General features: G+C 47.6%; 14 protein-coding genes. 11 read left to right on the forward strand and 3 right to left on the reverse strand.

What is annotated here, in order from left to right; translation table 11 throughout:
- Positions 1–411: 411 nt before the first annotated feature.
- Positions 412–1,611 (reverse strand): class I SAM-dependent methyltransferase, encoded by a 1,200-nt coding sequence (locus ACLGGO_RS20860; RefSeq protein ID WP_446420752.1) that lies wholly within the window; start codon positions 1,609–1,611, stop codon positions 412–414.
- Between the two features lie 453 nt (positions 1,612–2,064).
- On the opposite strand from ACLGGO_RS20860, the gene ACLGGO_RS20865 reads away from it, so the two are divergent.
- The 5 genes from ACLGGO_RS20865 (at position 2,065) to ACLGGO_RS20885 (ending at position 8,683) form a co-directional block, all read left to right on the forward strand.
- The gene (locus tag ACLGGO_RS20865; RefSeq protein ID WP_446420753.1) at positions 2,065–5,382 is read left to right on the forward strand and encodes a phycobilisome rod-core linker polypeptide; all 3,318 of its coding nucleotides are present in this window, start codon (positions 2,065–2,067) and stop codon (positions 5,380–5,382) included.
- 416 nt (positions 5,383–5,798) lie between these two features.
- Positions 5,799–6,284: an allophycocyanin subunit alpha gene (gene apcA, locus ACLGGO_RS20870; protein ID WP_446335897.1), complete on the forward strand. Its 486-nt coding sequence runs from the start codon at positions 5,799–5,801 to the stop codon at positions 6,282–6,284.
- 105 nt (positions 6,285–6,389) lie between these two features.
- Entirely contained in the window at positions 6,390–6,875 is a 486-nt protein-coding gene (gene apcB / locus ACLGGO_RS20875; protein WP_446335896.1) for an allophycocyanin subunit beta, read from the forward strand.
- A gap of 202 nt (positions 6,876–7,077) precedes the next feature.
- Positions 7,078–7,281, forward strand: a complete 204-nt coding sequence (locus tag ACLGGO_RS20880; RefSeq protein WP_446335895.1) for a phycobilisome linker polypeptide — start codon at positions 7,078–7,080, stop codon at positions 7,279–7,281.
- Between the two features lie 187 nt (positions 7,282–7,468).
- Positions 7,469–8,683, forward strand: a complete 1,215-nt coding sequence (locus ACLGGO_RS20885) for an FtsW/RodA/SpoVE family cell cycle protein (RefSeq protein ID WP_446420754.1) — start codon at positions 7,469–7,471, stop codon at positions 8,681–8,683.
- Positions 8,684–8,831: 148 nt separating this feature from the next.
- Here the strand turns inward: ACLGGO_RS20885 and ACLGGO_RS20890 are convergent, their stop codons facing one another.
- Positions 8,832–9,608: a DUF3747 domain-containing protein gene (locus ACLGGO_RS20890; protein ID WP_446335893.1), complete on the reverse strand. Its 777-nt coding sequence runs from the start codon at positions 9,606–9,608 to the stop codon at positions 8,832–8,834.
- Between the two features lie 229 nt (positions 9,609–9,837).
- The gene (locus tag ACLGGO_RS20895) at positions 9,838–13,509 is read right to left on the reverse strand and encodes a response regulator (RefSeq protein WP_446420755.1); all 3,672 of its coding nucleotides are present in this window, start codon (positions 13,507–13,509) and stop codon (positions 9,838–9,840) included.
- 567 nt (positions 13,510–14,076) lie between these two features.
- On the opposite strand from ACLGGO_RS20895, the gene ACLGGO_RS20900 reads away from it, so the two are divergent.
- The 6 genes from ACLGGO_RS20900 (at position 14,077) to ACLGGO_RS20925 (ending at position 18,859) form a co-directional block, all read left to right on the forward strand.
- A complete protein-coding gene (locus ACLGGO_RS20900) occupies positions 14,077–14,697 on the forward strand; it encodes a GNAT family N-acetyltransferase (RefSeq protein ID WP_446420756.1) in 621 nt (206 codons plus the stop codon).
- Positions 14,698–15,153: 456 nt separating this feature from the next.
- Entirely contained in the window at positions 15,154–15,708 is a 555-nt protein-coding gene (locus ACLGGO_RS20905) for a hypothetical protein (protein WP_446335890.1), read from the forward strand.
- A 9-nt stretch (positions 15,709–15,717) separates the two neighbouring features.
- Positions 15,718–15,978, forward strand: a complete 261-nt coding sequence (locus tag ACLGGO_RS20910; protein ID WP_446360394.1) for a MoaD/ThiS family protein — start codon at positions 15,718–15,720, stop codon at positions 15,976–15,978.
- A gap of 93 nt (positions 15,979–16,071) precedes the next feature.
- Positions 16,072–16,527: a DUF2996 domain-containing protein gene (locus ACLGGO_RS20915; protein WP_446335888.1), complete on the forward strand. Its 456-nt coding sequence runs from the start codon at positions 16,072–16,074 to the stop codon at positions 16,525–16,527.
- A 479-nt stretch (positions 16,528–17,006) separates the two neighbouring features.
- A complete protein-coding gene (locus ACLGGO_RS20920; RefSeq protein WP_446420757.1) occupies positions 17,007–17,789 on the forward strand; it encodes an RNA polymerase sigma factor SigF in 783 nt (260 codons plus the stop codon).
- A gap of 155 nt (positions 17,790–17,944) precedes the next feature.
- On the forward strand, positions 17,945–18,859 hold the full coding sequence (locus ACLGGO_RS20925; RefSeq protein ID WP_446420758.1) for a hypothetical protein: 915 nt from the start codon (positions 17,945–17,947) through the stop codon (positions 18,857–18,859).
- The last annotated feature ends 123 nt before the right edge of the window (positions 18,860–18,982 follow it).

The following is an 18,982-nucleotide window of genomic DNA, read 5'->3' on the forward strand; positions in this document are numbered from 1 at the left end:
CTTAAGTTAGGAGCGAGAATCACAGTCAGTGTGAGAAGAATTGTTATTGCCATATCCAGTTCTTGTCCCTATCAAGAGATTTTAGCGATCGCGCACTCAAGAATTCAAGCAATTCCCAATACGAGTTAAGTTTTTAGCTCTCGAAGATAACAATCATAGTTGTGAAAATGACTGAAGCTATTTTCAGTCTATTTTGTTATATAAATTTGCCAATGCTAACGCTCATTTTATCGAATGCGTCGGGTAAGAGTTAGCAATTTCAGGTTAATTTTGTTGAAGAATCTGGAATTTTTCTATTCTGCGCATGAAAACTTCTACTTTTCCCCTTCAAATTAGCTTCTCAAATTAGTTTGTGAGAAATGCGGGAAGGAGAGTTTCCCTAGAAGTAAGCCCTCCCTTTAAGTTCAGGGCTTAAGTCAGTGTCATTCGACTTAAGAGAACAAGCTGCTGCTGTTGGAGCGATCGCACTCCATCTAATCCTAATGCTACATCCCTTAAAATCTCTGCCACGGTGCGCTGTTGGCTGCTGTTCTCGTCACACGCCTGTAGGAAAGCAAACTCGGCATCTGATAAATTGATAATCTGATAGTCGTAGTTAAATAGACATTGACTGGGCCACCCTTCCATACAGGGATTACGTTCTGGGATTGCGGCGAATAACTCCTCATCCTGTGACCAATCGACCTTCGGTAGAGGCGGGCGTCCCAGGAAAAACTCGTAATGGGACAGATCTGGATCTAACAATTCAATTAAACGATACTGTTCGCGATCGCTCAACCCACTCGCCCGTTCCATTAACCCTGGATTTTTCCCCAATAGACGATCCAATTGCCAATATCCGGGATTAGAAAAGCCCATAAACTCTAACCCCGACGCATCAATCAACTCAAATAGAGTGTCAATGGTGTAGTCAATCTCTTGGGGATGCACATACATGTCCGCGAAATTAGCATCCCGTTGGTTTTCCAATGACCAGCGTTCTTTTTCTCGCTTGACAATTCTATTATTTTCTGGTAGTGAATCAAACACCTGACGTCCGACTTGCACACCATCTTGGTAATCCCCACGCTGCTCCCCTTGCAGGAGTGCGATCGCCTGTTGCATTAGCCGAACTTCCCAGCGACCTAATTCAGCATAGACAAAAATATGCATCAAGCCCCCTGGTGCTAACTTGGGTGCTAATGCCTGAATACCCTGAATCGGATCAGGCAAATGATGCAATACGCCCACACAGTTAATTAAATCAAATTCTCCCGCCAATGTGGGGGCATCATAGAGACTCAAGTGATGAAACTCAACCCTATTCGCCCCAGATCGATGACAGCGTTCCTGCGCCACCTGCAAAGCCCCAGCACTCAAATCGATACCCACAACTGAGGCGTGGGGATTGAGATGAACCAAATATTCGGTACCTACCCCTGTACCACAGCCAGCATCCAAAATCCGAATATCCTGCCTTGACGGTTTTTGACCCGTGCAGAAATTATAGGCGGCTAACCAATTCCAGCGCCAGTTATACCCAGGTGGCGGTTCGTCCAACAAGGGTTCTGGGGGAAAGGGGTAAGCGTCATACAACCGGGCTACAGCAATGCTGGTGTTGTCCTTTGTCATTGGTCATTTGTCCTTTGTCATTGGTCATTTGTTCTTTGTTATTCATCATTTGTGATAACGGATATGACAGATGGTTGACCGGGGAACAGGGAATATGAGAACCATCAACCCGAACTAATGTAACAAAACTTATGCTTTTTCTCAGCGATCGGGTTCACTCCACTATGATGACTCTGTTATTACACGGTAAAATTTTGGCATGTATTCTATACACTTCTTAATAAAGCCGTTAAGAAGATCAGAAACGTTTTAATCTAGATGCTGACTAGGTTGAGCTAGGTCATTGGTTGATTTAGGGCAAGGTGACAGAGAATATCCCAGCTCATGAGCAATTGGGTCTGGGAAAAATCTTAATGTGCTGAGCCTCATGTAAACGAAAGCGATCTACATGAATCCCCTGGTCAGGCTTAACACAGTCAGTAGCAATTGTCGATGGGAGCGGAAAGAAAATAAATGAGTGTTAAGGCAAGTGGTGGAAGCTCAGTTGCGCGTCCGCAACTTTATCAAACCGTACCGATTAGCAACATTATCCAAGCCGAACAGCAAGATCGGTTCTTGGGCAAAGGAGAGCTGAGTGAGCTGTCCGAATACTTCAAATCCGGTAACAGACGGATAGATATTGCCAGTCTGATTACCCAAAACTCAGACTTGATTGTATCCCGTGCGGCTAACCGGATTTTTGTCGGCGGTTCCCCGATGGCGTATTTAGAGAAGCCACGGGAAGAACCCGCACCAGAAATGGCAATGGCAGCAATGGCAGCCAGTGCGATGGGTACAGGCGATGTCAGACGCACGATGGAATTGGGAACCGCGACGTATGTCGAAAGTGGCGGGGGTTTCTTTGAAGGATTCCGGAACATCTTTAGCGCCTCAAGTGGGGGTCCTGCCCCATCGGGATTTCGACCGATAAACGTCGCCCGTTACGGTCCAAGCAATATGCAGAAATCCCTGCGGGACTTGTCTTGGATGCTGCGCTACCTCACCTACTCAATCGTTGCAGGTGACCCCAACATTATTATCGTCAACGTCCGAGGATTACGAGAAATTATCGAAAATGCCTGCTCTGGAGATGCCACATTGCTGGCACTTCAAGAAATGCGGGCAGCATCTCTGGGATACTTTAAGCGCGATGCGGAAGCGGCTCAACTGGTTAGTCAGTACTTTGAGATTCTGATTAACGAATTCAAAGCCCCGAATCCAGCCGATAAAGTACGACAGCGTCCTTCGCCAGATCAGCAAGGGTTACAACTGCCCCAAAGCTACTTTAATGCAGCAGAACGGCGTCCGAAGTTCGTGATGAAGACAGGACTATCGGCGTTAGAAAAGAACGAAGTGGTCAAGGCGGCGTATCGGCAAATCTTTGAGCGTGACATTAGCCGCGCCTACAGCCAATCCATCTCGTACCTGGAATCTCAGGTGAAAAACGGTGACCTCTCCATGAAGGAGTTTGTGCGTCGCCTAGGTAAATCGCCCCTATACCGCAAACAATTTTACGAACCCTTTATCAACAGTCGCGCTTTAGAACTGGCATTCCGTCATTTCCTGGGTCGCGGTCCGTCGTCTCGCGAAGAAGTTCAGACCTACTTCTCGATTGTGTCCAATGGCGGTTTAGCGGCGCTGGTGGACGCCTTGGTCGATTCTCAGGAATACTCCGATTACTTTGGCGAAGAAACCGTTCCCTACCTGCGGGGATTGGGACAGGAGGCTCAGGAATGCCGCAACTGGGGAATGCAGCAAGACTTGCTCAAATACAGCGCCCCCTTCCGCAAGGTGCCCCAATTTATCACCACCTTTGCCAAGTATGAGCAGCCGTTACCGGATCAACACCCCTACGGTGCAGGTAATGACCCCTTAGAGATTCAGTTTGGAGCAATTTTCCCCAAAGAAACTCGCGATCCCAATACGCAACCGGCTGGTTTTGGTAAGGATACTAAGCGCATCCTGATCCATCGCGGACCTGCTACTAATAACCAAAACAGTAATCCTCGGGCAAGGGGTGAGTTTCCAGGTTCTCTGGGGGCTAAAGTCTTCCGCTTAGACCAGATTCCTATCACTAAGGCGGCTAGTGTCACATTTGCCGAAAGCTCGACCCAAAAGGTAATTAGCGCCTGCTATCGCCAAGTCTTTGGGCGGGATGTCTATGATGGTCAACGCCAGAAAGTGGCGGAGATTAATCTGGAAAATGGCGAGATTACTATCCGGGAATTTATCCGCATCTTGGCGAAATCTGATGTCTTCCGCAAGATGTACTGGACATCCCTGTATGTGATGAAGGCTGTGGAATATATCCACCGTCGTCTGCTGGGACGCCCCACTTACGGGCGAGTGGAGACGAACAAATACTTTGATATTTGTGCCAAAAAAGGCTTCTACGCCCTGGTTGATACCCTGATTGACAGCAAAGAATACGAGGAAGCCTTTGGGGAAGATACGGTTCCCTACGAGCGCTATCTGACACCTGGGGGTCTACAATTGCGCTCGACTCGACCGGGTGCGATTCGTGAGGATGTGGGTACCAAGCCAGAAGTACCGGCAACTCCCACCTATGTGGCGATGGGAGAGGTGACCGAAACGCGGACTGATCCGGATATTCAATTCCGGATTAATCAAGGCGTGAGTACGAAGCGCCAGCAGACTAAGATCTTTAAGCTGACGGATCTCAATAATAAGCCAGGGGTGAAGGTTCTGATTCGTGCAGCGTATCGACAAATCTTTGAGCGCGATGTTGAACCTTATGTGGTCAAAGGTCAGTTTTCTAGCCTGGAAAGCAAGCTGGGGAACGGTGAAATTAACCTCAAGGAGTTTATTGAAGGTTTAGGTTGCTCTGAACTCTACATCAAAGAGTTTTACACGCCCTATCCCAACACCAAGGTAATTGAGTTGGGAACGAAGCATTTCTTGGGTCGGGCACCGGAGAATCAAAAGGAAATCCAAAAGTACAACCAGATTCTGGCGTCCCAGGGTATCCGAGGCTTTATCGGTGCCATGGTAAACAGCATGGAGTATGTTCAAGTCTTTGGTGAAGATACGGTTCCTTATCGTCGCTTCCCCACTTTACCGGCGGCGAACTTCCCCAATACGGAGAAACTCTATAACAAGCTGACCAAGCAGAATAATCAACTGGTTGTTCCTAGCTTTGAGCCAGTCAGTTCGCAAGTGGATGGGGCAAAACTGCCCCTGACGGGTAAAGCGATCGCGGATATGGCAGCGACGGCTAAGCCTGATTTTGTGGAACTCAGTCGTTCTGTACCAAAGGACGATAATCCGTCGGTTCAAGCCGCCATCGGAATTGCCAATCGTAAACCGGCACGGATTTTCCGCCTGAACCCCGGAAATCCGGGCGAAACGGCTCAGGTGATTGAGGCAATTTACGCTCAGGTGATGGATATTTGGACGGGTGAAATTCCCCCATCCTATCGACAGCCTGACTTAGAGCGTCAACTAAGCCAGGGTGACATTTCTGTGCGCGAATTTGTCAAGGGGTTGGCGTGTAGTGAAAGCTATCGTCAGCGCTTCTACTCGCCCTATCCTAGTGCTAAAGTCATCGAGTTGTTGTTCCGTCACCTACTGGGACGGACTCCTGCGACTCAAACGGAGATTCAGGACTACACCAAATTGATGGCTGAGCAAGGACTTAATGCGGCGGTGGTTGCCATGGTTGACAGTTCAGAGTATGCTCGTTTCTTTGGGGAGTATGTAGTTCCCTATCCTCGCGTTCCTTCGTTGCCTGCTGGCAATTACTTAGGGAGCATTAAATCTATCTCTGAGTAGGGATTAGGGCAGGGGCGCAGGAGGGCGGATGTGCTCCATCTGCATTCTTAGGGGCGACGCATTCGCGCCCAGATATATCGGTTTTCTACCAAAATCTCAACGCGAATGCTTCGCCCAATCCCCCCTCCCAAACCCCTAAATCTGAGGACAAATGTTACAAAATGTTGCGAACATAGGAAAAATGTGAACAATCTATCGCAGAATATTTGCGGAAGAGAGCTGTATCACTGACCTAATGTATCGCTAGCTACTCTCACCAATCTTGAAACGACTTAATCGATCGATGTCAAGATTGAGCAGAGTCAGCCGTCCGAGCTGGAGAGCCTAGCCCATTGGGAAGCGTTTCAGCGTTTCAACAGTTACAATAAGCCAGTTTAAGCACACCTGGTTACATTCTTGGAGGAGGAATCCTGTAAATGAGTATTGTCACGAAGTCAATCGTGAATGCCGATGCCGAGGCTCGTTACCTAAGCCCTGGTGAGTTAGACCGGATCAAGTCGTTTGTTATGTCTGCTGAGCGTCGCCTACGGGTTGCTCAAGCGTTGACAGACTCTCGTGAGCGCATCGTTAAGCAAGCGGGAGACCAGTTATTCCAGAAGCGTCCTGATGTTGTTTCTCCCGGTGGTAATGCCTACGGTGAAGAAATGACAGCAACTTGCTTGCGTGACTTGGACTACTATCTGCGCCTGATCACCTATGGTGTTGTCGCTGGCGATGTTACCCCAATTGAAGAAATTGGCTTAGTCGGCGTGCGCGAAATGTACAAGTCTTTAGGAACTCCCGTTGACGCTGTTGTCGAAGGCGTTCGTGCCATGAAAAACGCTGCTACCGGTATGATGACTGGGGAAGATGCGGCTGAAGCTGGCTCCTACTTCGACTATGTAATCGGAGCAATGCAGTAGACCCTATCCTACTGGGAAAGACGTAGCATGACGCTTCCACACCGGGAAGGTGCGCGTCTGTCTTAAGGATTTGAGAGACTAGGTGAAATAAGGAAAATAGAATCGATGCAAGACGCAATTACCTCTGTTATCAACTCTTCCGACGTTCAAGGAAAATACCTGGACGCCTCTGCGATGGACAAGCTCAAGGGCTATTTCGCCACGGGTGAATTGCGGGTGCGTGCGGCAACCACAATTAGTGCTAACGCAGCAACTATCGTTAAAGAAGCTGTTGCCAAGTCTTTGCTCTACTCGGATATCACTCGTCCGGGTGGCAATATGTACACCACTCGCCGCTATGCTGCTTGTATCCGGGACTTGGACTACTATCTGCGCTACTCCACCTATGCCATGTTGGCGGGTGATCCCTCCATCCTGGATGAGCGGGTACTGAATGGACTCAAGGAAACCTATAACTCTTTAGGTGTTCCCGTTGGTGCAACTGTACAAGCCATCCAAGCCATGAAAGAAGTTACCGCCAGTCTGGTTGGTGCTGATGCTGGTAAGGAAATGGGTGTTTACTTCGACTACATTTGCTCTGGCTTGAGCTAAAGACTTCTGGAACGTTCCGTTGTGAACCTGTAGTCGGTCATTTTTTCAAGGTTTGGGAAGTCAATTGTGAGTGCTAGCTTGTTGAAGGCAAGTCTGACTTTTTGGTTAAGCAGATGAGTTTTGACAATCTGGTATTGACAGTTGAGTCCCAAACCTGATTTAAATTTAAAGTTTTTGAGTTTTAATTAGGAGAACTTCAATCATGCGAATGTTTCAGGTGACCGCTTGTGTCCCTAGCCAAACCCGAACCCGAACCCAACGGGAGTTGCAAAACACCTATTTCACCAAGTTAGTTCCCTACGACAACTGGTTTCGGGAACAACAGCGGATCATGAAAATGGGCGGCAAAATTATCAAGGTAAAGCTAGCCACTGGCAAACCCGGTACGAATACGGGGTTGCTTTAAAAAATAGCTTCTACGGCAAAGGTGGAGGGGTCATGATGACCCCTTTTTGATTGAAGATTGTCGAAGGTATAGCAAAAGGCAGAAGGTTTATTCCTGCTACGTGGTTGTTTCAAGGTATTCTCCTCACAGAAGCTGGGTGTAAGTGTCTGTTTGCGTTACCCTTATTTAGAGTAATCATTGACGATTAGTGACTCTACGCAATCTGATTTCATGGATTCATCCTTCGGCTAAGGACTGGGCAATCGATGCCCGTCTGTTGCGCTGGTTAACCTTTCTGTGGCTATTTGTGGGCTTAGCGGTGCTGTTCTCCGCATCTTATCCCAGTGCTGATGCTGAGTTTGGGGATGGTTTATACTACTTCAAACGACAGCTCATCTGGATTACCCTAGGCATGATCGCTTTTAATTTTTTTGTGCGATCGCCTTTACGGTATATCCTGAAAATTGCCCATTGGATAATGCTGGTGTTATTGGGGTTGATCTTGATCATCCTGATTCCCGGTGTCGGGACGACAGTTAATGGCGCAACCCGTTGGCTATCCCTCGGTCCTGTTCCCCTACAACCCTCGGAATTAATTAAACCGTTTCTGATCCTCCAGAGTGCTTGCATCTTTGGGCAATGGCAACAGATTTCCCTGCGAGTACGCCTGTTCTGGCTAGGGATGTTTGCCCTGGTGCTGTTGGGAATTTTGCTCCAGCCAAATCTGAGTACAACGGCGCTATGCGGTATGACTTTATGGTTGATAGCACTCGCGGCGGGGTTGCCATTTTCCCACTTAGGAGGTACGGCGTTGGGGGGCGTACTACTAGCAACAATTAGTATCAGCATCAAGGAATATCAGCGGCGTCGGGTGATGTCGTTTCTCAATCCCTGGGCTGATCCGATGAATGACGGCTATCAATTGATTCAAAGTCTGCTGGCGGTGGGATCAGGGGGTACATGGGGTTCGGGGTTTGGTCTATCCCAACAAAAGCTATTTTATTTACCCATTCAATATACCGACTTTATTTTTGCCGTATTCGCCGAAGAATTTGGCTTTGTGGGCTCTACATTGTTACTGTTGCTGATCGTGGCTTATGCTACCCTGGCAACCATCGTGGCACTGAAAACCCGTCACCCCATACATCGATTGGTCGCGATCGGAGCGATGATTTTAATTGTCGGTCAATCGCTGTTGAATATTGGCGTCGCCACAGGTGTTCTCCCCACCACGGGTTTACCCTTCCCATTTTTTAGTTATGGGGGTAGTTCCATGATTGCCAATTTGTGTTCTGCTGGATTGTTGATTCGGGTAGCCAGAGAAAGTAGTGAGGCTCAAGTCGTCTCCTTACAAGCCCGTCGCCAATCACCACCTCAGCGGCGTAGGCGACAGAGAACGCAGTTACAGAGGATTAGGGATTAGCAGAGGGAGCTGGGGGAGCTGAGGGAGCTGAGGGAGCTGGGGGAGAATAAGTGACATTAAAACTTGCAGCGAACAGTATTGGGGCGGGTTTAGTCACATCTGGGTTAGGCAAGAAATGATAGTCGTGAAAAGAGCCCCTACACAGAACTCACCTTAACTGTTCCAAAACTGGCACAGTCTGATTGGAAGAAGGAGGGGGTAGGGTTTGAGGACTGGTTGCTGGATTTTCTAGAGTTGGTACGGTGACGGATGGTGGAGTATTTTCCTCGGTTGGCTTAGTAAAAATAAACTCCCTCTCGGTTTGTACAGGTGCAGGTTCCCGTGCGGCTGGCGGTAGTGGGTTTGGGGGAGTACTCATTGCTGGTGCAACGGGAGCCGCCGTATCGCTAGTTAGATAGATATGACCTAATTCTCGACCTTGATAGGCACGTCGAGTGAACCGCCAACCGGGATTGAGTTGAATTTTCAGGAAATTGCCATTACTTAACCCTTGGGTTCTGCCAATTTCCACCTTGGGGGCTTGACGATTCATCCGATTTGTACCAACGAGGACTAACTCGCCATTACGCTCGACAATTCTCAGCAAATAGTCTAATCCTAAATCTTGACCCTCCATGCGAATCGAATAGCCGTTACTATCGGTGCTACGTCCGCAAATGCCTGTAAAGTCAAAATTAAGAAGTAACGGATCAACGATCGCGGGATTACTTCCCTGTTCTTGCCAGCAAGCGCGTTGGTTTGAGCGCTGCTCGATAATCAGCAATTGATACTTATCATCCCCGAAAGGGGCAGCAACGGCAATAAAATTATCAGAATTTACTTCTTGACTATCAAATGTGCCTGCCTTTAGGGAATTTGAAGATCCGACGGTGAGTAGAAATGCCGTCGTTAGAACTCCAATGTTGAGCCATCGTAAAGGTTTCATAGTTAGCGTAGTAGCCGAAAATTTCTACATTCAAAAATAGACGTAGTGAATCGCTCGAAAGATTCCTAGTGCAGCATTTTTCCCCATACACAAAGGCTCCCTCGCGCCTCTGCTCCCCTAATCCTCTGGGATTGGGCGAAGCATTCGCGTTGAAACTTGGGTAGAAAACCGATAGATTTGGGCGCGAATGCTTCGCCCCTACGAATATATTTCCTCCTGCTCCTCTGCACTAGCTTCTTCCATTATCGGGTGAATTGGAATTCACTGACACAGGGTTGACGGTAAAGGTTAAGACTGTTTCATCGACACCTTTAAGCTTAAGAGAACGATACTTTGCGATCGCATCATCGTCTAACCAATCGGCAACTGACGCCGAAACCAGGATTGAATTTGGTTCAGCGGCTTCTTGTAGTCGTGCGGCGATATTCACCGAAGGACCGATCGCGGTATAGTCTGTTCGTTCATCTCCGCCAAACATACCCACTACAGCGGTTCCTTGATGAATACCACAGCGGAATCGTACAGGCGGGGGTCCCCCATTGCCCACCAGTCCTCTAGCTTGCCACTGTTGGTTTAGCTGATCCAGCGATCGCAGCATTTGTCGTGCCGCCGCAATTGCCCGTCGGGCTTGTTCGTGAGGACTCAATTCTTCGGGAGCGCCGAAAATTGCTAAAATGCCATCCCCCATAAACTTATCCACCGTACCCCCATTATCAAACACCGCACGAGTCATGGCTGCCAGATACTCATTAAGCAACTCCGCAATTCGGCGCGATCGCAAGGTATTCGACAACTCGGTAAAGCCAACAATATCACTAAACAAAGAGGTAACCAAGCGGGGTTCTGGATGTAAATCCAGTACCAATTCCCCCCGTGCTGCTTTTTGTACCATAGCTGGGGGTAAAAAGCGTTTCAGTACCGACTCGGTTAGATATCGATTTAACTCAATCACACGCTGTTCTTGTTCTTTTAGCGCTAACAAATTGCGGACTTCTGCCAATAATTCCCGGTCATTAAAGGGTTTTGAGAGATAGGCATCTGCACCCTTTTCCGTTCCCTCAATCCGACTGGCTTCATCGGCTTTTGCCGTTAGCAATATAATTGGTATTCCTTTAAATTCCTGTGAACCCCGAATTGTATGAATCAGATCCAGTCCTGACATCACTGGCATCATCAAATCAGTCACAATAAGTTGAGGATAGCACTTCTGCGTCATCTGCCATCCCTCCTCGCCATTCCTTGCTGTCCACACCTGATAGCCGGATTGCCTTAAGATACTCCCCACATAAGCCCGTAAGTCGGAATTATCATCGACCACCAAAATACGCGAGGAAGACGTTCTTCCAGGTAAAATAGATTTAATAATAGAAGGGGTTTCTCCAACTTGTTCCGCTTCCGGTTCTCCTTGCTCCTGTTGTTCCCCGAATGATTCCATTTCCAAGTCCGCCAGTTCCACAGAGGCGCGGCTTGGCTGGATTTCAGTGGCAACATTCACAATTTGCTCTAAGGGGAGGTGAGCCTTTCCTTGTGGCATAAGAATGGTAAATGTTGTGCCTTTTCCCTGTTCTGAGGAAACCTCAATTTGTCCCCCATGGAGTTCTACCAATTCTTTCACCAAAGCTAATCCTAAACCGCTACCTTCATAACTGCGGTTTACTGAGCCTTCTGCTTGTCGGAACCGTTCAAATAAATGAGGAAGTTGTTCTTTACTAATACCAATACCCGTGTCGGAAATTTTAAGACAAACTTTATTGTCCGTCGATTTTACAGTGATGGTAATACTTCCCCCAGCATTAGTAAACTTCATCGCATTTGACAGGAGATTATACAATACTTTGTCAAATTTTTCTACATCTAAATAAATCTCAGGACAATGGATGAGCTGGGTCAAGAGATTGATATTTTTTTTCTCGCAGTAAGGTCTAAAGGTTTCAACAATTTGATTAATAAATTCAATTAAATTACAGGGACGGAAGCTCGGTTGCATCCGTCCAGCATCTAATCGCTGTAAATCCAATAGCTGATTGACTAATCGCAACAGGCGGCGCGAATTCCGCAGAGCGATCACACTTTGTTCATAAGGTAATCCCTGATGTTGGTTAATTGCCGATTCCAGTGGTCCAATCATCAGGGTCAGGGGGGTGCGGAATTCGTGGGAAACATTTTGGAAAAATTCCGTTTTCTGGCGGTCTAATTCCATTAACCGCTCCGCTTGCTGTCGAGTTTTTTGATAAAGTCGCGATTGCTGAACCGCAATTGCGGCTTGGGATGCCACAGCTTGGGCAAGTTCAATTTCGGAGGGTAACCAGTGGCGTGGGGTATCCGTTTGCCGCAGGCTAATGCTACCAATAATTTTGCCATCAACTAATAAAGGCACCACCAACAGGGCACGGGCATTTTGGCGCAGGGGCAGGTCAGTTCCACTCATTTGGGAATTGGCTGCCAAATCATTGAGAACCACTGGGGCTTGAGTATCAAGAAGCTGCCGCAATACTGGATTGCCGACAATAGGAACGGCTGACGAGGGCAGTTGAGTTGAGGGGGCAAAAGAATGAGCTAGAGGGACTTGATTATTGTCTGGGGATTGATATTGATGATTAACCGACGTTCCCACCACTTTTGTAGATTTCCCATCATACAAGCCCACACACTGCACAAACTCATCGTCTTCACTCCACAAGGAAAGAACACAACCATCAACTTTGAGAGCAACGCCTAATTGTTGAGTAATCGCTGTGAAAATTTCTTGGGGGTCAAGCGTCGAACGGATAGCGCTGGTAATTGTATTGATTAACGTTTGCTGGGTAGCTAATGCATGTAGCTGTTCATAAGCCCGCGCCTGGGAAATTGCCATGGCGGCTTGGTCAGCCACCATCACGACAAGCTGAATTTCGTCATCTTGCCAGCTATAAGGTTCTACACATTGGTGTAAAGCCATGACCGCCACTAATTCCTGTTGACTGATCAAGGGAACGACTAAGCTAGAGCGAATATTAGCGTGTTTATAAGCCTGTATCCGTGCTTTGATCTCAGGGCTATCCTGATTAAATCGTTCATCAGTCAATACATCTTGAATAACGGTGACTTCATTGGTTTGCCAAACCGTCTGAGTTAAAAGTGGGGGTAGCGACGCCGTACCATCTGCATTTTCACCTGTGGTTTGTATGGTACAGGAGTTGGGTTGCACTTGTGCTAGGTTTAAGGGCGGATGGCTCGGTGATAAGGGTTGCCTGCCATTGTCTCTAAACCGTGAAGTGTCCCCACCTGAGTCGCTCAGTTGCCGTTGATACACGAACCATTCATCGACCAACTGCTCTTGCTGAAAGGGACGGAGGATGCATACATCAACCTCTAGCAAGTGACCTACAGTTTCGACAATCCGTTGCAGAACGTCCTTAAGCGGGGAACTACCACTTTTGTCATACTGGGCATTGCGAATGGTATTAGTCACCGTATTCAGGAGGGTTTCCCGACGCAACGCCCGACAGAGTTCGCTGGTGCGGGACTTGAGGACGTTATGAGTATCCATGGCTTGCCGCACGACTGACTTGAGTTCCTCGGCATTCCAGGGCTTAGTTACGTATTTAAAGACTTTACCCGCATTGATGGCTTCAACAAGGTCTTCAACATCGGTGTACCCCGTTAAGATAATCCGGATAATGTCTGGGTATTGAGCGGCGGTGATGCTGAGAAACTCAGTACCGCTCATTAATGGCATGCGCTGGTCGGAGATAATGACAGCAATGTCTCCTTCGGCTTCTAAAACTTCTAGTGCTGTAGGACCATTTTCTGCCCGCAAGACTTTATACTCGCGATGGAATGTTCGATACAGCAAGTCCAGGTTGTCGGGTTCGTCATCGACAACCAGAAGTTTAGGCTTACTTGTGGATTGAGATCTCATGCACCGCTCTCCTGCTGCCAGAGCTTTTGCGAATAAAAACAGTTTGCACGCACGCTATAAGTTTTTACGGCTGGCAATGACTGGCTCGGTGAGAAATCTCTGACTCCAGGGAAGTGTGGTTCGATTATCACGACGGGCTAAAGGAAGCATGTTACTTGTCCTGCGGCTATTTGGCTGTTGTGACGGTAGTTAGTGGTACACCCCAATTGATTTTAATTTTTGTTTTCCCGTATGGTTGTATTCTGCCTCAAGATGCCTACTTGTCATGTTTTTGGTGACGTCTTGGTCTTGAGTTGAGCCTGAGAGTCGTGCGATCGCGCCTCACTCCTCCCATTATTTTTGGCGAATCATGAAAATTTAGGAGATCGAGCCTACCTTGAGGAGGCAAAGCGCTGCGCCTTGATCGGCTTATGATGGTGTCATGCCCCTGGGAAAGCGCTGAACAAAGCGAAGTGATTCGTCAATGCTCTACTTGTACAATACTATCGTTCTAGAAACGAAAGACGATGATTTGAGCTTAAGTGTTTATCCCACTGGAGTAGTGATGGCACTCTTTAGGTTTGTGTGATGATGAACCCCTGCTTTTCTTTCGTGACGCCCCACGAAGTTGCCTCTGAGGCTCAACAGACGCTGAGTGTTGATGCTTCCCGCTTGACAATTCGGAGGGCAAAAGACCAAGATCTGATTCCGCTCTCGGACATTCTCGCGGATAGCTTTCACTCTCAAAAGGGACTCTGGCGTTTGGTTTATCCAATTTGGCGATTAGGAATTTATGAAGATTTGCGTAATCGGCTACGTACCAATTCTCCCCATTATGCTTGTTTTGTTGCCCTCAACTCTGATACTTCTGTCGATGGTGCTGACGGGCTACTCGTCGGCACTGTCGAAATTGCCCTACGTTCCCCCCCATCCTGGCAACTTCAAGGTCACCACTATCCTTACATTTCTAATTTAGCGGTCAGAAAGTCCTGTCGGCGACAGGGTGTGGCTTTTCAATTACTGCTAGCCTGTGAGCGTCAGTCCTTAGCATGGGGTTTTCCCCATCTCTACCTTCATGTCCTCGATAGTAACGATAAAGCTCGGCAACTTTACCTAAAAATGGGCTATCAACTGCATCATCTGGAGCCGAGTTACAGTCTCTGGCGACGCTGTCCTCAACGTTTGTTATTACACAAGCGTTTAACCTAACTTGCCCTCCGTTCCCCACCCGTCTGGGTGGCGAAATTTCTCCTCCCTGCCTGCGGCAAGTTGCTTTCGTTGGGGAAACAATCCAATTATGCCGCCTTTGGGAATCAAGCGTCGTGAGCGGACTTCATCATTTCTTTAAAAAACATTCCCGCTTCTTCACAGAATCTTCATAAAATTTCTTAACAAATAGGCGTATTGTGTCTCAATTCAGGCATCTGTAGGGACTTTACCTGACCTATACCTGTAACCGTATGCCATAAAATAGAGTTATAAATTTGTCGAGAAGCAACAAATGACACCGATCTGAGTTGGTTTGAGAGGGGAATTAAACATAGATGGTCAACAAAACTGCTCTTCTTGGTTATTATCAAAGACTGATAACCTATTGAGTTGCCTAGTTGTGGGTTCAACCTGGGTGCATCTCTGCTCCCTTGAAATTAAGAAATACGAGTTGAAATGGAGAGCGAAAATAACCAGCGTTGCCAAACAGCTCTTTACGAAGAAGAGGAGGTGCTTGCTCGCCCCAATAGTTTCGCCAACGCTCAAGGCTCTAGTGGCATGAATAAAGAAAGCCCAAACTCCCAAGACTCACCTGAAGGGAGAATTCTTCAGCAGCTTCACGATCGACAGTTGCTGATCGTTAATCCTCGACGTCGGAATGGCTTAATTCTCTTCAAGCGCTATCATGCTGAATTTGCCGGTCCCGGTTCAGGAGTGGGAGGCTTGTTCGATCTTGATTGTCAACAGGTGCTACCTGTAGGAAATATTTCTTTACTCTCTCCCGAATCATCAGATGAGCGAAAGCGGGCGTATCTGATTCGACGACAGTGGGTTAGATTAACGATGCAAATTACTGATAACCCAGTTCCCCTGCAACGTGCCCAAAAGATGCTAGAGCAGTTTGAGGGCTTCTTTGATGCAGAAACAATTGCTAAATTACCCAATGAGGCTTTTGCTCTGTTGGTGGGAGTCTTGCCTCAGACAGTCATCAAAGTGCGTCACCCAGCCTAGTACAAAAAAATGTCAGAACCTTTGATTTGTGTCACCATCAAACTGTTCGCCGCGTATCAAGACGCCTACGGTGTCCCTGAACTTCAACGGGAATTCCCCGCCCAAACTCCTGTATCAGCCCTTCTGGATTGCCTGATCACTGAACATCCTGAACTGAAACCCTGGCGGGATCTGACTCGTTTTGGCATCAATCTCCAATTTGTTGAACCGGATACGATTTTGCAACAGGGAGATGAGATTGTATTGATTCCCCCTGTCAGTGGGGGTTAATCCCTGGGATGCAAGCAAAGGGATGGACAACAGGTTAATTAATTGACGTTTTCTGTAAAGATATAAAGAGCAATAACTGATATCAATGTCGTTATGCCAGAATCAAACAAATCTAACCCAGACGCTCAAGACGCTAAGTCTAAACCCCCTAAAGCGAAAAAAGAGAAACCGCCAGCACCTGAAGACAAACCCTTCTCGGAATTTATCGAACAAGAATACCTGCCCGCGTTAAAGACTGCCTTTGGCGAACAAGGTGTCGATGATGTAGAGGTGAATTTTGTCAAGGAAAAAATTCCGATTCCCGGTTTAAGTACCCAGCCAGACTGCTGGCAAGTCATTGGTCGCTTCGCCAACGGTCAGCGTCAATTTAACGTTTATTTCCCCGATGAGGATATAAAAAAGCAGAAAGCCTTCTCCTACGCGACCAAGGGAGCCAAACCCAGTACCCTTGAGTCATTTATGATTGACGAACGTAAGGTGTCTCTCGATCTGCTGGTGTTTTATACCATACAGCGATTGAATGCTCAGAAATGGTTGGCAAGAAATTAGCCACACTGATGGAGGGGTAAGAACTCGAAAGAGACTGGGTGTAGGGTGGGGGGAAAAAGTTAATTTATCCTCCTCATCTCCCCTGCTCCCCCGCTCCTGTTGAGCTATCAGGATTGTGGGTTATACTTAACTGAATGGGGTATGCTTGATAGTAAACTGTTGTGAAAACTCTAGACTTCAGGTGAAAATCTTTCAAAAGATGGAGTCCTGCCTGATAGTGTGAGGAATATTAGGGTGCACTGACTGCAATTTTGGAGATTAGCCAAAACGTTATTCATTTGGGTTTACCCTGCTCCGGCTTTCTGGCGTCGTGGTAGCCGTACTTGTGAAAAACGGCTGTAGCTGGCTAATCTAATGATGCTCATGACCTATAGTAGTGATCCGAACCTCTAGATTCCAGCAGCAAATTTTCCTATAAACCGCTGGCTTGAGTTAAGGGTTCTCACTAAAAGCACGCTTCTACCCCCTTTACTTTTGCTATGCTGACCCCGATTACCCACGAACAAGAACTAAAACACCAAAGCCTGCGATTGCTACGAGACTATCAGCAATCCAAATCGTCAGAGACTCGAAATCAGCTAGTGTCTCTCAATATTGGACTAGTTAGACGAGAAGCTCATTATTGGGTGAATCAATGCACCGAAAGCTACGAAGACTTACTACAGATTGGCTGTATTGGACTGATTCGAGCTATTGAGCGATTTTCTCCCACTAAGGGTAATGCCTTTAGCTCCTTTGCTATTCCCTACATTCGCGGTGAAATTCAGCACTATTTGCGCGATCGCGGCTGTTGTGTTCGTATCCCCCGACGCTGGCTGGCTCTACAACAGCAGTCTATCGCGATTATTCGCCAGTTACGAGAGAAATTAAATCGTCAACCGACTGATGCTGAAGTAGCCGCGGCTCTTGACATTCCCCTAGTTGAATGGCAAGAAATTAAGCTGGCGCATCAGAATCGAGAACCCTTGAGCCTAGATACACCTGTCGGTGATGAAGAAGACGGCACAACGAGTTTGGGTGATATAGTCCCCGATCCACGATATCGCAGTTTTCAACTGGCACAAGAAGACCAAATTCGCCTGCAACAAGCCCTGGTTCACCTGGAAAAACGGACTCGTGAGGTTTTAGAATTTGTCTTTTTACATGACTTGACTCAGAAAGAGGTGGCAGATCTGTTGGATATTAGCGTGGTAACAGTGTCTCGCCGCATGAAAAAAGGACTCGACACCATGAAAAATCTCATGAACGGTGGGGAACGGTAAGGGTCAAGGATAATGATGCGATCGCGAGTAGCTGTGGTGGCACAAACCCCCTAAAGCTTTCACTATAATAGTTAAGTAGAGAGAACAATTGAAATTTATTTCCAATTGGGGTGTTCTGTGTGGTGTCTTCTGGAAAAATATAGGGGGACTATATCATGCATAAAAAATTATTAGTTGGGTTGATCACAGTACTAGCCCTATCTATGGGAGGTTGTCAAGGTGAAGATAGTGTAGAAGTGGGCGACGTTCCAGCCGAGCCAACGCCAGGGGGATCACAAAGCCCCTCACCAAGTCCACCGGAGGCAGTTCCCTTTACAAATCCTAATGTAGACGCGCAGCAGATACCTCCAGCCGCATCAGAGTTGATTACAACTCTGCCACCCCAAGAGCAAGTGAGAAAAGTAGAAAAAGGACGGACTGATCCCTTTGAGACGCTTACCCTGCAACCGGACGTAACGGTATCACCTAACCCACAGGCAGAAGCGCGATCTAGACCTGTACCTGTCGTTCCTCAAGTCCCCTCGCCTCCTCAAGTTAGGAGAGGGACAAATGGTGGTGGTCGCCCAGGGGGTGGTAATCAAAGCAGAGGAAGGGGAACAAGTCCAAATAGACCCAATGTCATACCCAAACCCCCCACGCCACCCGGGAGAGCGAGTGCCAATGGGGATGGGGGAGCAAGTGCCAATGGGGATAATGGGAGGAAACCTGGTAGCCAAACAGCAAGTGGCTCTCCGATTCCTGAGCCACCTCCCTTCATTCCTGAACTACCCAAATTACCAGACCCTATACTGGCTAGGCAAGTGGAAGTTAAGGGTGTAGTCCAAGTAGGTAATGTGCCTCAAGCTATTGTCAAAGTTCCCAATGAACCGAGTCGTTACGTCAAAGAAGGACAAAGGATTTCCAACGGACAAGTCCTGGTTAAGCGGATTGAGGTGAATCGTGGTCCGACGCCAGTGGTTGTTCTGGAGCAATATGGTCAAGAAGTGGCTAGGCAAGTTGGTGAAGAACCTGCGGGAACTCCAGCACAAGCCGAATCCTCTACAGGTTCCTTGCCACCGCCACCTGCGTGATCGTTGGCATACCTGCGACAGAACAGACGCGCCATAGCGCGTCTGTTTGTGATCTGTCTGGGAATAGTATGGGGTTTGCATCTGTAATGGAGTACAAATTCATCACATACCCGATAAGGTTAA

Source organism: Coleofasciculus sp. (genome assembly GCF_046565525.1).
In the GTDB taxonomy this organism is placed as follows: domain Bacteria; phylum Cyanobacteriota; class Cyanobacteriia; order Cyanobacteriales; family Coleofasciculaceae; genus Coleofasciculus.

What these genes read in the sequence shown, in the direction of transcription:
- ACLGGO_RS20925 (WP_446420758.1), top strand. Translation starts at nt 17,945, where the DNA reads ATGCATAAAAAATTATTAGTTGGGTTGATCACAGTACTAGCCCTATCT.
- ACLGGO_RS20865 (WP_446420753.1), top strand. Translation starts at nt 2,065, where the DNA reads ATGAGTGTTAAGGCAAGTGGTGGAAGCTCAGTTGCGCGTCCGCAACTT.
- apcA (WP_446335897.1), top strand. Translation starts at nt 5,799, where the DNA reads ATGAGTATTGTCACGAAGTCAATCGTGAATGCCGATGCCGAGGCTCGT.
- ACLGGO_RS20915 (WP_446335888.1), top strand. Translation starts at nt 16,072, where the DNA reads ATGCCAGAATCAAACAAATCTAACCCAGACGCTCAAGACGCTAAGTCT.
- apcB (WP_446335896.1), top strand. Translation starts at nt 6,390, where the DNA reads ATGCAAGACGCAATTACCTCTGTTATCAACTCTTCCGACGTTCAAGGA.
- ACLGGO_RS20900 (WP_446420756.1), top strand. Translation starts at nt 14,077, where the DNA reads ATGATGAACCCCTGCTTTTCTTTCGTGACGCCCCACGAAGTTGCCTCT.
- ACLGGO_RS20890 (WP_446335893.1), bottom strand. Translation starts at nt 9,608, where the DNA reads ATGAAACCTTTACGATGGCTCAACATTGGAGTTCTAACGACGGCATTT.
- ACLGGO_RS20860 (WP_446420752.1), bottom strand. Translation starts at nt 1,611, where the DNA reads ATGACAAAGGACAACACCAGCATTGCTGTAGCCCGGTTGTATGACGCT.
- ACLGGO_RS20895 (WP_446420755.1), bottom strand. Translation starts at nt 13,509, where the DNA reads ATGAGATCTCAATCCACAAGTAAGCCTAAACTTCTGGTTGTCGATGAC.
- ACLGGO_RS20910 (WP_446360394.1), top strand. Translation starts at nt 15,718, where the DNA reads ATGTCAGAACCTTTGATTTGTGTCACCATCAAACTGTTCGCCGCGTAT.
- ACLGGO_RS20880 (WP_446335895.1), top strand. Translation starts at nt 7,078, where the DNA reads ATGCGAATGTTTCAGGTGACCGCTTGTGTCCCTAGCCAAACCCGAACC.
- ACLGGO_RS20905 (WP_446335890.1), top strand. Translation starts at nt 15,154, where the DNA reads ATGGAGAGCGAAAATAACCAGCGTTGCCAAACAGCTCTTTACGAAGAA.
- ACLGGO_RS20920 (WP_446420757.1), top strand. Translation starts at nt 17,007, where the DNA reads ATGCTGACCCCGATTACCCACGAACAAGAACTAAAACACCAAAGCCTG.